General features: G+C 33.9%; 8 protein-coding genes. All 8 read right to left on the bottom strand.

Translation table 11 applies throughout. The annotated features are described in order from the left end of the window. Positions 1-16: 16 nt before the first annotated feature. The 8 genes from K7G79_RS11070 to K7G79_RS11035 all read right to left on the bottom strand — a co-directional run bounded on the left by K7G79_RS11070 (position 17) and on the right by K7G79_RS11035 (position 15242). Complete coding sequence (locus K7G79_RS11070) at positions 17-1531, bottom strand: aminotransferase class V-fold PLP-dependent enzyme (protein ID WP_223551646.1); 1515 nt, start codon at positions 1529-1531, stop codon at positions 17-19. Positions 1532-1658: 127 nt separating this feature from the next. Continuing rightward, the gene (locus tag K7G79_RS11065) at positions 1659-3674 is read right to left on the bottom strand and encodes a protein-disulfide reductase DsbD (protein ID WP_223551645.1); all 2016 of its coding nucleotides are present in this window, start codon (positions 3672-3674) and stop codon (positions 1659-1661) included. A 162-nt stretch (positions 3675-3836) separates the two neighbouring features. After that, complete coding sequence (locus tag K7G79_RS11060; protein ID WP_223551644.1) at positions 3837-6632, bottom strand: pitrilysin family protein; 2796 nt, start codon at positions 6630-6632, stop codon at positions 3837-3839. 106 nt (positions 6633-6738) lie between these two features. Further along, positions 6739-7266 carry a protein-disulfide reductase DsbD domain-containing protein gene (locus tag K7G79_RS11055; protein ID WP_223551643.1) on the bottom strand — a complete coding sequence of 176 codons (528 nt, stop codon included), beginning with the start codon at positions 7264-7266 and terminating at the stop codon, positions 6739-6741. Beyond that, positions 7256-8779 (bottom strand): hypothetical protein, encoded by a 1524-nt coding sequence (locus tag K7G79_RS11050; protein ID WP_223551642.1) that lies wholly within the window; start codon positions 8777-8779, stop codon positions 7256-7258. The genes K7G79_RS11055 and K7G79_RS11050 overlap by 11 nt, the downstream gene beginning before the upstream one ends. Before the next feature lie 105 nt (positions 8780-8884). Next, entirely contained in the window at positions 8885-10063 is a 1179-nt protein-coding gene (locus K7G79_RS11045) for a TlpA disulfide reductase family protein (protein WP_223551641.1), read from the bottom strand. A gap of 92 nt (positions 10064-10155) precedes the next feature. Continuing rightward, positions 10156-11595: a RagB/SusD family nutrient uptake outer membrane protein gene (locus K7G79_RS11040; RefSeq protein ID WP_223551640.1), complete on the bottom strand. Its 1440-nt coding sequence runs from the start codon at positions 11593-11595 to the stop codon at positions 10156-10158. Between the two features lie 11 nt (positions 11596-11606). Beyond that, complete coding sequence (locus K7G79_RS11035; RefSeq protein WP_223551639.1) at positions 11607-15242, bottom strand: SusC/RagA family TonB-linked outer membrane protein; 3636 nt, start codon at positions 15240-15242, stop codon at positions 11607-11609. Positions 15243-15301 lie beyond the last annotated feature (59 nt).

Below are 15301 nucleotides of genomic sequence, written 5' to 3'. Positions count from 1 at the left end.
TCCCGTTATTATAAACTTATAATGAGAACCATTTTTTTACCAATTCCTTTTCTACAGGTTGGGCAGAGGTATGGACATAATCATTTTTTATGGGATCGTATTTATAATCCTTTGCCCAATGCTCAATGTTTTTAGAAAGCTCAACCAACGAATTACATACAAATTCTACTTCTTTATTGGTCATTGTAGGATGTATTGATAAACGTACCCAACCAGGCTTTTCGGTATTGCATCCTTCAAGAATTTTTTGTTCTATGGCTTTTGAGGTTTGCTGATCCACATTTAACAAATAATGCCCATAGGTACCCGCACAGGAGCAGCCACCTCTAGTTTGGATGCCAAATCTATCGTTAAGAAGCTTGACAACCAAATTAAAATGATAATCTTCAAAATAAAATGAAAAAATTCCCAGTCTATTCTTGTGATTTGGAGCCAAAATTTTCACGCCATTTAAATTCTCTAAGGTTCTGAAGATTTGAGTGTTAATTTCTTCCTCTCTAGCTTTAATGGCTTCAGTTCCCATTTGCTCTTTTAACTGTATGGATAAAGCTACTTTTATGGTCTGTAAAAATGCTGGGGTACCACCATCTTCCCTTGTTTCAAAATCCTCAAAATAGTCACGGTCACCCCAAGGGTTTGTATAACTAACGGTGCCTCCACCAGGATTATCGGGAACCATGTTTTTATATAATTTTTTATTGAAAATCAATACCCCTGAGCTGCCCGGTCCTCCTAAAAACTTATGAGGAGAAAAGTAGATCGCATCCAAATACTCATCTTCATTATTTGGGTGCATATCAATATCAACATAAGGTGCTGAGCAGGCAAAGTCTACAAAGCACAAGCCATCATACTTATGCATTAATGCAGCAATTTTATGATAATTGGTTTTTATACCAGTTACATTAGAGCAAGCTGTAACCGATGCAATTTTAATAGGTCTAAGTTGGTATTCTTTTACAGATTTTTCAAAGTTCTCCATACAAATAAGACCCTCTTCATTACTGGGAATTACAACAACATCTGCAATAGTCTCTAGCCATGAGGTTTGATTGGAGTGATGCTCCATATGGGAAATGAAAACCACCGGTTTTTTCTCCTCGGGTACTTGTGTATAATCCTTTAGGTTTTCAGAAACTTTTAAACCTAAAATACGTTGAAATTTATTTACGACACCGGTCATTCCAGACCCGTATGTAATTAACATATCATTGGCGCTCGCATTGACGTGACGCTTTATAATCTTTCTAGCTTCGTGATATGCCAATGTCATTGCTGCACCAGAAGTTGATGTTTCGGTATGGGTATTGGCCACAAAAGGCCCCATCTCATTTAGCAATTTTTCTTCAATAGGTTGATACAATCTTCCGCTTGCAGTCCAATCTGTATAAATTAACTTCTGCTCTCCATAAGGGGATTTAAAAGTTTGGTCTATACCTACTATATGTTTTCTGAACTGTTGAAAATAAGTTTCTAAAGTTGTGTCTGTTTTTACAGAATTGGAATTATTGTTTTGGATTACTTGCTTCATAGTTCTAATTATAAATAACCTCTCCGGTTGATTTCCGGAGAGATCCTAATCAATCAAAAATCACCATCAAATTTTAACTAATTACTAAAAATGAAATACGCATTAATGGTGAAGCTTTAATACTTTTTTATTCTTTAAAATTTTGAATTCCTTTATTTAACCAATCCAAATACTCCTGTACGTTAGGGTTATAGGCTTCGGGTTCTATAAGATTATTTTCCTGATGGTCCATTAAAATGTACATAGGTTGCGAATTGGATTTATATTTTATGGTTTGTAGTTCACTCCATTTCTGGCCAATATATTTTAATTTCTTTCCAGGCTTTAATTTGGAATCGACGATCTCATCACCTGATAATTTTCTTTTATCATCAACATAAAGGGAAATCATAACAATATCGTTTTTCAACACCGATAGTACTGCTGGATCAGACCATACGAATTGCTCCATTTTTCTACAATTAACACAAGCATGACCAGTAAAATCTATCATAACTGGTTTACCTACTTTTTTGGCATAGGCTAAACCTTTGTTGTAATCATGAAACATAATGATACCGTGTTCGCCAACTTCCCCACCTGCAGCTAGAGCATCGTCAGGAACATAACTTGTAGAGCTTGTACTTCCCGTCTTGGTAAAGCCCACTCCATAAGGAGATTCACTGTATTTCATAGGAGGTGGAAACCCACTAATAATCTTTAGGGGAGCTCCCCAAAGACCAGGGATTAAATAAATGGTAAAGGTTAAAACAAGTAATCCTAAGCTTAATCGTCCCACAGAAATATAGGTCACAGGAGAATCATGGGGTAACTGGATTTTCCCAAACAAATAAAAGGCCAACGCACCAAAAATGGCTATCCATATGGCTAGAAATACTTCTCTTTCCAAAAGATGCAGTTGAAGCACCAAATCGGCATTGGATAAAAACTTAAAGGCCAGTGCCAATTCTAAAAACCCGAGTACTACTTTTACCGTATTAAGCCATCCACCAGATTTTGGCAATGAATTCATCCACCCTGGAAAAGCAGCAAATAATGTAAAAGGCAAAGCAATGGCCAAAGAAAAACCAAGCATTCCAATAATGGGGCCTAGGGTATTGCCTCCAACGGCAGCTTCAACAAGTAAAGTGCCTACTATTGGACCTGTACATGAAAAGGAAACAATAGCCAAGGCCAAGGCCATAAAGAAAATACCTATTAGCCCACTACGGTTCGATTGTGCATCTACCTTATTGGCCCACGATTGAGGCAAGGTAATTTCAAAAGCACCTAAGAAGGAAACAGCAAAAACAACTAATAACAAAAAGAAAATAATGTTGAACCATACATTGGTAGATAGGGCATTCATGGCAGCTGGACCAAAAATAGCACTTACCAACCATCCTAGTAATACATAGATAACCACTATTGAAATGCCATAGAAAATCGCATTTCTAATGCCCTGTGCTTTTGTCTTACTTTGTTTTGTAAAAAAGCTAACAGTAAGTGGGATCATTGGAAAAACACATGGGGTTAACAATGCAGCAAATCCTGAGAAAAATGCAATGATGAAGATTGCCCATAAGCTTCTTGAATTTGATTTTTCTGAACCTTTAGTGTTTTCTGATTCTGTTGTAGTAATGGTTTCAGTCTTTTCAGAACCTTCATTAGATAATTTTGGACTATCGTCTGCATTGGTCTTTACAGATGCATTTGATGTACCTATTTTAAAAGATAAGTCTACTTCCGTTGGAGGCAAACATCTTACGTCGTCACAGACCATAAATTCTACAGTTCCTACAACCTTAGTAATTTCTCCAACAACCTCTATCTTTTGTTTAAAAGTAGCCTTGTTTTCAAAGAACTTGATTTTCATATTGAATACGGGATCATCAACGGTGTGTCCCTCATCCTCTGTTGTATTACCAATAACATTAATCTTTCCCTCCTGTTGGTCATAGATAAAAGTAGTTGGAATTGGACCGTCTTCAGGGACATCCTGTGAATATAAGTGCCATCCCTTATCTATGGTTGCCGTACTTATAAGGTAATATTCTGAATCGGAAACCTGCTCTACTGAAGTAGACCATTTTACCGGTTCAAATATTTGAGCATTAAAAACTGAAACTGAAAGTAAAAAAAGTAAAAGAAGTGATTTTTTCATGTTCTTTAAGGTTGGTTTAATGTTGTTAAGATACTATAAAAAATACAGTTAAATTAAAACAAATGTTTTCTGTTTTTTAGGATTGCATTGTTAATCTAATTTATTTTTAAAATTTAGTAGGTTTAAATCTAATAAAATTATTACCCAAGAAAGTTGAAAACTCTATTCGGTTGGTTTAAAAACAATCTCATACGATTTGTGGTCTTCCAATAATTTTATTGTTAAATCTTGAATATCTTTTTTTGTTATTGAATTGACAATGTTTTCAAAGTTTTCAGGGGCATTTCTATTATAGCCATCTATGATCCAAGTACTAATTGCAGATAATTCATATCTGTTAAAGCTTTTACTTTCTTCCCTTTCTTTTAAAAAGTTAGTAAGTACTTTATCCAAATCATTTTGCTGAATTTCACCCTGCTTTATCTTTTCTATTTCTTTGTAAACGATTCCAATTAATTTTTCAGCTAAATCTGGATTACAGTCAAAACTTATTGATAGATAAGCTAATTCTAATGGTTCTTTATAAAGAGACCCTCTAGCACTCGCACCATAAGTGCCACCTTCCTGTTCCCTTAAAGACTCTGTATATCTGAGTTGTAGTATGCTTCCAAGAGCATCCATAAGCAAGGAATTCTTTACGGAATGCGACATATTATTTTTAATGGCTATTCTTACTGAAGCTTTAGGATCTTCCATAGGTAAAAATATGTCCTTATCTATTTTAGAACTTAACCATTCTACAGAATTATCTTTCCAGTGTTCTTTTTCTTTAGTTGTAGGTAAGCTTGCTATATAGCGTTCCAATAAAGGTTTTAGACTATCCTCTTTAACATCCCCTACAATAACAAATTCGAAATCTGCTGCATTAGAAAACCTTGAGCTATAAAGACGCTTCATTTTATCGAAATCAATATCGGAAACATAATTTTTATCAAACAATCGTTTATATGGGTTATTGTTGCCATAGAGGGATACGGTTATGCTGTCACTTATTTTAGATCTTAGATCTTTACTTTTAGTAAGTAAATAATTATCTAAATTTTGTAAAAACACATTGTAGGCTACTTCATCAAATCTAGGTTTTGTAAAATGAAGGTTTAATAGTTGTAGCATGGTTTCAACATCCTTAGTGGTTGAAAATCCAGATATTGATTCAGAGATATCTCCTAAAGAAAGGTTAACACTAGCCGTTTTTCCTGCTAAAACTTTTGGCAGTTCTGTTGCTGAAAATTCACCAAGGCCAGATCTTCCAATAACATTAAGCATCATATTGGCAGAGGGTAGGTCTTCTGTATTTATTAATGAATTTCCACCATAACTATGGGCTCTTAATGCTACATTGTTTTTTTGTTTGTCAACAAATTGATAGTGTACTTTAACCCCATTACTTAGTGTGTAAGTAGTGAATCCAAGTTCTTCTTGTGACTCTGTTTTTACAATTTTACCTGAAGTTAATTCCACACCTGCCATTAATGACTTCAATTCCTCTTCTTCTTGGTATGGTTGTAATGTTGTATCGTTTTCTACTTCGTTAATAATTTCTATTGTCTGAGCTTCTGTTAGGTTATTTTTTCCTTCAACCCCAGTTACTATAACATTTCTGTTATTTTTAGAATATAGTTTTTGTATTTGGGATAACAGAATATTCTGGGTTACCTCATTAAAAATACCCTTGGCTATTTCATATTCTTTGGTTATGTCTGTAATAGGCTCATTATCAAGATAATTTGCTTGTATTTGTCCTAAAATTTCTCCATGGCCTCTATCATCTAATCTGGCAATTTGGTTTTCATAATTGTTCTGGTTTTTAATGATGGATCTTTGGATTTCGGCCTTAGTAAAACCAAATTTTACGGCTCTATTAATTTCCAACATCGCTAACTTAAAAGCCTCTTGCTGTTTGCCTTCTTTAGGTATAATTCCAAATATAAATTGATTATGGGCCCTAGAAAGACCTCTAAAGCCTGTATAAACATCTATAAAAGGAGCTTCAGGTTGCTGTTTAATTTCGTTAAAACGTTCTGTTAAAACATCTATAACAATACCATTTAAAATATTCTCCCTTAAATATGCAATAGATTTTTTGTCTTTTGGTTTGTCGTGGCGGATATTAAATTGAATACCTGCAGAAGATACCTCATTATCCATTGCCATAGCATAAGCCAGCGATTCATTGTCTTCGATTTCAACAACATAACGTTCAAGAGGATTGTCAACAGCTGGAATTGCTGAAAACTTTTCTTTTATTTTGGTTTCCATTTGTTCCAAATCAAAGTCTCCAATTATTGCTATGGCCTGTAAGTCTGTTCTATACCAATCGTGATAAAAGTCTCTCAGTGCTTTATATTCAAAATTTTCAACAATATCCATTTTTCCAATAGGAAGGCGTTCTGCGTATTTTGAATTACCAAAGGCAGTACCTATAGTTTGTTGAAAAATTCTCATTCTACCATTTTGTCTGGTACGCCATTCTTCTTTTATAACCCCTCTTTCAGCATCAATTTCATCTTCTGTTAGGAGTAGATAATTAGACCAATCATGAAGGATTTGAAGTCCCGTTTCAATAAGCTCAGGTGTTGTTGGAATATTATTTACATTATAAACGGTTTCATCAAAAGAGGTGTAGGCATTTATATCCTTTCCAAAAACAATACCTTCTTTTTCCAAGGTATTTAAAATTCCCTTTCCTTCAAAATGCTTTGTGCCGTTAAAAGCCATATGTTCTAGAAAATGAGCCAAACCCTGTTGGTCATCATTTTCTAATATTGAACCTACGTTTTGAATAATGTAATAGCTGGCTACATCGTTGGTCACATCGGTGCTATGCAAGTAATAGGTCATTCCATTTGGTAAGACCCCTTTTTTTATGCTGTTATCAATAGGTAAGTTATTATTGGTGTTTTGAGCAGTAAGATTTAAGAAAAAGAAGATGCTTAATAGTGTTATGCAGTTTTTCATGATTATGTATAAATATTTTTTATATAGACGGTAATGTTTCGAGATTCCCCTATTAAGAAAATGTTAAATTAAATGAATTAAGGCTAAACACCTATTTATAAAAACTTTATAAAAATTTTTTAGGATTTAAGTTTATTTTTTTCTCTTCAGGAGGGTAACATTTGTTAAGGTCACAGGTTTGGTAATAAATACCACAGGATAAAACACCATCGCTAATGTTGTTAACTTGGCAATACTGAACAAATATAAGTTCGCCGTGATAAATATATACCCCATCATCATAAGGTTCGTCCAAAGGTTTAATCCAGTTTTCTATTTTGCTAATACCCTCGGGTAGATTTAGCTGTAATTCTGAAGTGATATAAGGCTGTGTCTTAGGAACATAGGAGTAAATATGCCAACCATGTAGCAAATTCACTTTCATAATTACCGCAAGTTGGGTTTTATCCTCAGACCAAACTACTGTGGCATTTAATGATAAAGGATCCAAATCATAACACTCGAAGGCCTTGAGTTTAGAGGCAGATTCAGCAACTTTTTGCTTGAATACCTCTGGAATTTTAGAGGTTTGAGATCTTCCAATTTGTGACAGTATTATGAAAGAAAAGACGAATAGAAAATATTTATTCTTCATGGTTTGGTACTGTATTTACAAGCCATTTATAGCCTCCTGATTCGGTAAAGAATAATTTATTTTTATTGTTATTGTACCAATTTCTCCATTCATTAGCCGATTCAAAACTTTCATCAGTATAACGTTTTAAAATTTTATTGGCCAATTCCGTTTTTTCACCTTTTTCTAATAGCTCAATACAAGTGGTCAATAATTCAAGTTGTCTGTTCGAAACGCCCAATAATTTTACATTTTCGTCAACAGCCAGACCATAATACCCTTTATCTTTTTCAAAGCTAATGTATTCTAAATTTTCATCTAAATAAGTTATATACGCTTTTGCATCGGTGCCAAACTGTTCAAAAAATTTACCCATATAACGTTTAACGTAATCTTGCCATGGCATATCTGGTTGCCTTGGTCTAGAGGGCCTATTTGCTATTTCTTCCTCTTCATCAGTAAGCTTTTCACCTTTTTCCCTTTTTAATATAGCATCGTTTCTTTCTTTTTCATTTTTATCATGAAATTCCCTAATCAATGCCAAATAATCCTGATAACCCTCTTCTGTAAGACCATATTTAATCTGATCTATATATTGTCTGGTAAATATTATTCTTTCTGTTTTTTTCGCAATAATTTTATGCCCTTTAAACTGTTTCATGTAATAAATGGCATTGGCAAATACGTTTTTACTTTCCTCGGTCATATAGTCTGGTGACGCACTAAAACCCCAAAGTAAAAAGTTACCATGTCTTCCTATAGCTACTGCATCAATATCTTTGGTACATACCCCACTTGATATAAATTCAGTTTCGGGAGAATCTAGAAAACCATCAAAAGAAGAGACTTGACCAATTCTATAGCCTTTTCCTTCTAAATACCCTTCTGTTTGTACTTGCCACATGGGCATGGTTTCTGGAAGGTTTTTTCCAGACGCATAATGAAAAGCACCACTTGGTGTAGGCCTGTCTTGCATAGTTAAAGAAACATTTAAAGGGCCTTTAAAAATGGGATGATCAGCTTTTAAATTATGGGCATGGGCATCTAGGCATAAACAATACCAATCCAATTTAGAGCCTATGGGAGATGTCATGGTTGGTGCCGCATGTCCAATAAAAATGGCAGCATGGTCAAAATCGTCTTCAATGTATTTTGCAGGAATATAACCCACCCTTTGTCCATTTTCGTCAGTTTCAACCACTTGTTCTGATATAAGGTTTGGGATATGGTCAAAAATAGTTACATCGTAATTTTCAGATAATTTAGAATTATAGTCTCTTGCATCAACACCTTTAACAGTAGTGAAGTAAGTGTTTAGATAATCCATAAACGCAGGATACCTATATTTGTATTCCTTTTTAAAACGTTCGTTAGATAAGGATCCCGTAGTAAAAACACCCAGTCGTTCTGGCATAGGCTTTTCGGGATGGTAACCAACATACAACACTTTTAAATCCAACTTCTGTTGTGCACTAGATGTTAAGGATATAAAAAAAACAAAAATAAATATAATCTTAAAAAACTTGGTTTTCATAGGTAGAATTTAATTAATTAAAAAAGGGCTGCTATTGTAACAACCCTTTTTTCTTTTGTTAAAAAAGTGACTAACTCGAAATAACTATTAACAAAAACTATAGGTTTATTTTAAAAGTTCCTCAAGGAGCGTAAAGGCTTCTTCACCAGATCCCACAAACTTTTTTACTATTTTGCCTTCAGGATCAATAATGAATTTTGTTGGAAATGCACTAACATTATAGCGAAGCACAAAGTTATCCACTTCACTGTCCCTTACATCCATAACCTGTTGCCATTGGTAATCATTCTTGTCAACAAAGTCGATAATTCTTTGCTTTTTATCTCCAGAGTTTACGCCCAAAATTTCTAAACGATCATTATATTTTTTACTAAACTCCTTTACCTTAGGCATTTCAGAGACACATGGGCCACACCAGATACCCCAAAAGTCTATCATAACGTATTTGCCTCTATAAGAGGCTAAATCAAACTCAGAACCATCTAGGGTCGATGTTGTCTTAAGGGCTGGAGCCATAGCGCCTTCCTTGGTGTTGTTAATTGCATTAACCCTATAAGACAGGTCTTTATAGAAAGATAGGTTAACTAAAGAGCTATCGAGATTATTATAAGCTTTAATCGCATCATCGTTATTTATTTGACTACGCGATAACATATCATTTAAGTAATAAAGCGCAGCTACAGAAGAGGCGTTTTTTAAGACGTAATCTTTTTTAATGGATTTAACAATATTACCTACTGAATCTGCTTTTGCTTCAAACACTTTCTTTTTTTCATTATCTTCTTCATAGGCTGATTTGACTCTATAATTAAGGCTTTCGTTCATAAATGGATAAATTTCTTTATGAAATATTCCTAACTCATTATTTATACTGTCACTATCTGTTGGATAGGCATCCATAAAATCAGAAATACTACCACTTACCTTAATGTTAGCACCAGGATAAAGAATAACATTAAGATATCCAGATTGTGCAGGGTAAAACCCTCTAGGTGTTGATTTACTTAGCTCTTTCATCCTTGAAAAAAAAGATACAAAGTGATGACCTTGAATTGAATCTGTAAGGCTAAAATTCCCGTTTGTAACAATTAAGGAATCCATTCTATATCCTAAGTTTTCATAATCCTTATTAGGTAATCTAAAATATAAGTTATTATTTCCTAGACCTTCAATAGTACCTTGTATTGTAAAGGTTGTAGGTAAAGATTCAATCCCCTCATGATTTGTTTTACAGGAGAATATAAAAGTTGTCAATACTAATATTATAAATTTTAACCTCATCATAAATTAAATTGTTTTTTAATGTTAATCTGTATTATAGAGTTAAAAAGTACTTCAAAATAATAAATTATTTTGAAGTACTTTTTCTAAAAAAATTAGTATTGATTTTGTACGGTAGCACCAGCACTTAAAATTATAATTTCATCACCAATAGGTCTGGCCCAAGCTCTAGAATCTGGTTGGATGGTGATGGTTTCACCATTAATGTTTCTAGTTATTACTATTGGGTCTGTTAATGGGTCATTATTTAAGCGCTTAATATCCATAAAACGTAAAGTAAACGGGGCTTCTCTTCTACGTTCGTTAATGACTTCATTTACTGCATCTTTATTTGAAGTTGGTATAGACAGTGGTGAGTAATCAGCTGCTGCAAAACGATTAATACGAACCATTTCAACGTCTGCCATGGCACCTGCAAAATCATTATCCCGAGCTTTGCATTCGGCTCTTGTTAAATACATTTCAGCAACATTAGGTCCAGCATAAGTATCTCCAGGACCCATATTCATATAACTGGTCCAGGTGTTAGTGGTAGCACCATTGCGTGAAAACCAACCGTCAATATAAAACACATTACGTATATCTGCTGGATCATATAAATCTAACAATTCTTGGCTGGGGCTTGTATTCCAATATCCATTAGTTTCATAGAAATACCAATATTGGTCATTATAAAAGTCTGAACCAGCTTGTTGCCAAGAAGCCAATTGTGCAGTATTTGGATAAACATATGGACCATACCATAAAGTATATGGAAGAATACTAATACTATTTTCAAAATTAATCATGGTGCTAAAACCACTTAATGCAGTATCGGCATGAGTTTTAGCTTTGTCATAATTACCCAAATATAAATGTATTCTAGCAGCTAGAGCGTGTACACTTGGTTTTCCTATACGAAAGCGACCCTTTTTTTCAGTATTTGGGTATTTTAATGCTTCATCCAATTCAGTTAAAATAAAATCAAAAGTTTCCTTAACTGTGGCTCTTTCTTGACTCTCTGTAACAGAACTTGTTTGTTTTATAACAATACCTGGCTCATCATTATTAGCCTCATTAGGGTACAGGGCATATGTAAGTGCTAAATTAAAATGATTATGGGCACGATAAAAATGGGCTTCAGCAGTTAATAGGTCAACTAATGCCTGATCTTCCATACCCTTTATCTTTCCTTCTTCTAGTTGCCCTAATACTAAATTTGATACTACTAACATTTGACCATAATAACTTCTCCAAGTCTGATCACTTGATCTACTACCCATGATAGTAGAAAAGGTATAATGTTCTATTTGTTCATCTGAAAAAGAAGAAGTCTCATCTAAAATCTCTTGAGGCATAGACGCATTATCATGACACCATACATTAGCTTGATGTTCTGTTCCGTTGGTAGAAATAGTTCCATAAAACAATCTATCCAAATCATCAACTGTTTTTATTACAACATCCGTGTTAACATTGGGGCTAACATCTAGATGGTCTTCAGAGCAGGCAGTAAAAAGAATACTACTTAATATAAATAAAAATACTTTTTTCATAATTTTTTTTTTTAAAATTCAATATTCAAACCTAAAGAAAATGTTTTTTCGGGAGCTCTTGTTACCCCTTCAATATATTCAGGATCTATTCCATGATCATTGGCTTTCCATATATTACCTAAGTTTTCAGCTTGGGCAAATAAGCGCAGACGTGAAATTCCTGCTTTTGAAAGGACATCTGTAGGCAAATCATATGCAAAAAATACTTGTCTTAAACGAATATGTGCCGCATCTTCTACCAAAGTATCTAAATTTGGTGTGTACCAGCCCCATCTATAACTCCATAATTCCCACTCAGTTTCTAATTTGGGAAGTCCCATAGCGTCATGATTACCAGCTAATAAACCAGCTAAATCTTCATGAAATCCTCCTTTTTGCAAGAATACTGGATAATTGAAAGTAGGCCTAACAAATTTATGTCCAAATTTACCTGTCATTCTGGTAGATAACGTAAAGTTTTTAAATCTAAAAGTATTGTTCCATCCTATTACAGTTGGTGCTATTCTAGTACCCATGAATTTAAGAACATCTCTTCCTTCTTCTCCATTTTGCCCAATGTTTTGATCCATTCCATAAGTTTCTCCATTTTCTCCAATTATAGTTGGGTATGGTTTGGGTTGTGAAGGTATGGTTTGCATACCACCATATACAAAGGAATAGATAGGTTGATATGGTTTTCCTTCAATATATGGGAAATTAGGAAGGGAACGAGGAAAGATTCGAATATCTTTTAATGAGGTCACTTCACTATCATTAAAAGCAAAAACAACATTAGTTGTAAAACTAGTCTCACTGGACAGTCTGATGTCTGAACTCAAATCAAACTCAATACCTTTGTTAAGCATACTTGCTACATTGTATCTAGCTGAACTAAAACCTGTAGTAGGAGAAGTATCTACACTAGCAATTAAATCTTTACTAGCTTTATTATAGTAATCTATTGAACCATATAATTTACTATCGAATAAATCAAGGTCTAAACCAATATTATAAGTACTAACACGTTCCCAACGTAAATCCGGATTGCCTAAACCATTAAGAAAAGCTCTAAAACCTCCATGAACAGGACTAAAAGAAGGACTCAAGCTTATAGTAGGTATTGTAGCTTCTGCATTTACAACATTACCATTTTGGCCATTGGTAACTCTAAGTTTTAAACGATTAACAAAGTCAACATCTCTTAAGAAGTTTTCTTCACTAATGTTCCAGCTAGCTCCAATAGACCACATAGGGTTATAACGTTGGCTCTTATCTTCAACAATAAAGTTAGCTCCATCAGAACGTGCACTACCAGAAATGGTATACTTGCCATCATAGGTGTATGCAAAATTCCCAAAATATGAATAATAACGATCATCACTTCTTCTGAAAGCTCTACCATCACCAACTCCACCGGCACCCCATATTGGTTGCCAAGGTTGATTGTTTGGAACAGCATAAGTGAAGTTATCTTTGTTAAAGCCATAGGTCCTTACCCCACCTGTAAATTTAGTGGTGCTAGAAGTTCTTTCTATACCTCCTAAAATGTTGATATAATGTTTGCCAAACATTTTATCATAAGTTATTAAGTTTCTTAAAGAAAGATAATCGGTTTCACCAAAGGAATTGTCTAAGATGGCTCCAGTAGGAATACGAGAATTTCCTAAATTACCCGTTACTGGGTCATAATTGGGTATTTCGAATCCATTAATGACTTGAAATTTAACATAAGACGTTTCAGGGCCATAATAATTATTAGAATTGGCATCATATTTCTGATAGGTAAAACTTGGTTTAACCATTAACCCATCTATAATTTTAATATCTAATCCAGCACTAACTCTTAAATTGGTTTCCTTAGTAACAAATTCTGTATCCCTGGCATCCCTAAGTGGGTTATAAGTAATATCGTCGTAAGGCAGGCCATTAACACTATTAGCAAAAATCTCTAAATACTTGGCATCGTATGTAGGATGATATACGGAAGCATAAGTGCCATCTTCATTTATCAATCGATCATAGGGTTGTAAGTTCTGTATTGTATTAAACCCAATACCCGCAGTTTCTCTTCTAGATTTATCTAACATTCCACTAATGTTTAATGTTAACCAATCTGAAATTTTATACTGGTTGTTAAGGTTAATTAATAATTGATTGTCTTCAGTCCCTATAAATGCACCTGTATTATCGTTATATAACACAGATAACCTAGTATTGCTATTTTCAGTAGAAGTGCCAAAAGACAAATTATATTGTTTTTGAATAGGAGCAACTAATAAATAATCTTTAGCATCTAAAAGGCTATTATTGTTAGACAATCTAGAAATAATGGAATTTAATTCTGCCTGGGTTATATCGCCATTATAAGCATCAAAATAAGCTCTAGCCCCTTGAGAATAAGCTGTATTTCCATTTCTGTTAACATTTTGTCTGTCAAACAATGTATTTGGAGCAGGATAAGGCAACATAAAACTACTACTAGTACCATGTCCGCCAGGTATCCATACGGTAGCCTCATATGCTAATTGTGTTTTGGAATCAGCAGTTGTGATATTACGATCTAAATCCATTTTAGGACGCATTTTAACTGAAGAGGTAAAACCAATTTGCATTTTACCTTTCTTTGCTTTTTTTGTTGTAATTACAATGACACCGTTTGCAGCTCTTGCTCCCCAAATAGAGGCAGCAGCAGCATCCTTAAGAATATTTATGCTTTCAACATCGTTAGGGTTAATGGTATTAAAGTTGTCTACTTGAATTGGAAATCCATCAACTACCAGAAGCGGTGCCCTATTTGAAGAAATAGTTCCAACACCCCTAATAGCTATATCGTCCAAATTAATTCTACCATCAGCATCTTCAACCACTTGAATACCAGGAGCAATACCCTGAAGTACAGAACCTATATTTTGAGTTACCGTATTTTGAATTTGCTCTTTTTTAATTGGAGTAAAAGAACCAGTACTACGTTCTTTAGCAATTCTTTGGTATCCAGTAACAATAACTTCTTCAAGTTCACTTACATCCTCTTGCATTGTGAAGTCGTATATTGTTTTTCCTTCCTGCACAAGTTGTTGTGCTGTTTTAAAACCTACGCCTGTTACAACTATTATTTCACCTAGATTTGCATTAAGCTTAAATTTACCATCAAAATCTGTATAGGTTCCCCTAATAATGTTTTGACCAATTACAGAAGTATCAGTAGTAGTATAAACACTTAAACCAGCAATTGGAACTCCTTGACCATCTATAATAGTCCCTGTAACTGGTATACCCTGCTGTAAGCCACCAACTGTTATTGCTTTTATTAAAACATTATTAGTGTTGGGAGATAATTCAACTTGAAATTCACCATGCGATAAACTCTTTTGAAGTAATTCATTTATTAAAATACTTCCTTTTTTAAGATTCACTTTTGGGAAATCTTTAAAAGTATCTACCTGATAAATAAAAGTATAATCTGTTTGGTCAGAAATAAGTTCAAAAACCTCATCTACAGTTAATACTTTATCATTTTCTATCTTTATTTTTGTGTTTTGAGAAAACACCTCATTTGCAGGGGTGAAACCAAAAACCATTGAGCAAAACAAAAAAATAAAACTCTTCATAGCCATAATTAGTAACTTATCCTTATAAAAGAAAAAAGGATTCTTTAATTTAATTTCCATAAATTTACATTGTTTATTAGTTAGTTAACGATTTAATTGATTAATAATGTTTAAGAAAG

Origin of the sequence: Aestuariivivens sp. NBU2969 (assembly GCF_019931125.1) — a bacterium.
Taxonomy (GTDB): Bacteria; Bacteroidota; Bacteroidia; order Flavobacteriales; family Flavobacteriaceae; genus Aestuariivivens; species Aestuariivivens marinum.
This window is presented reverse-complemented; position numbering and strand designations above follow the sequence as displayed.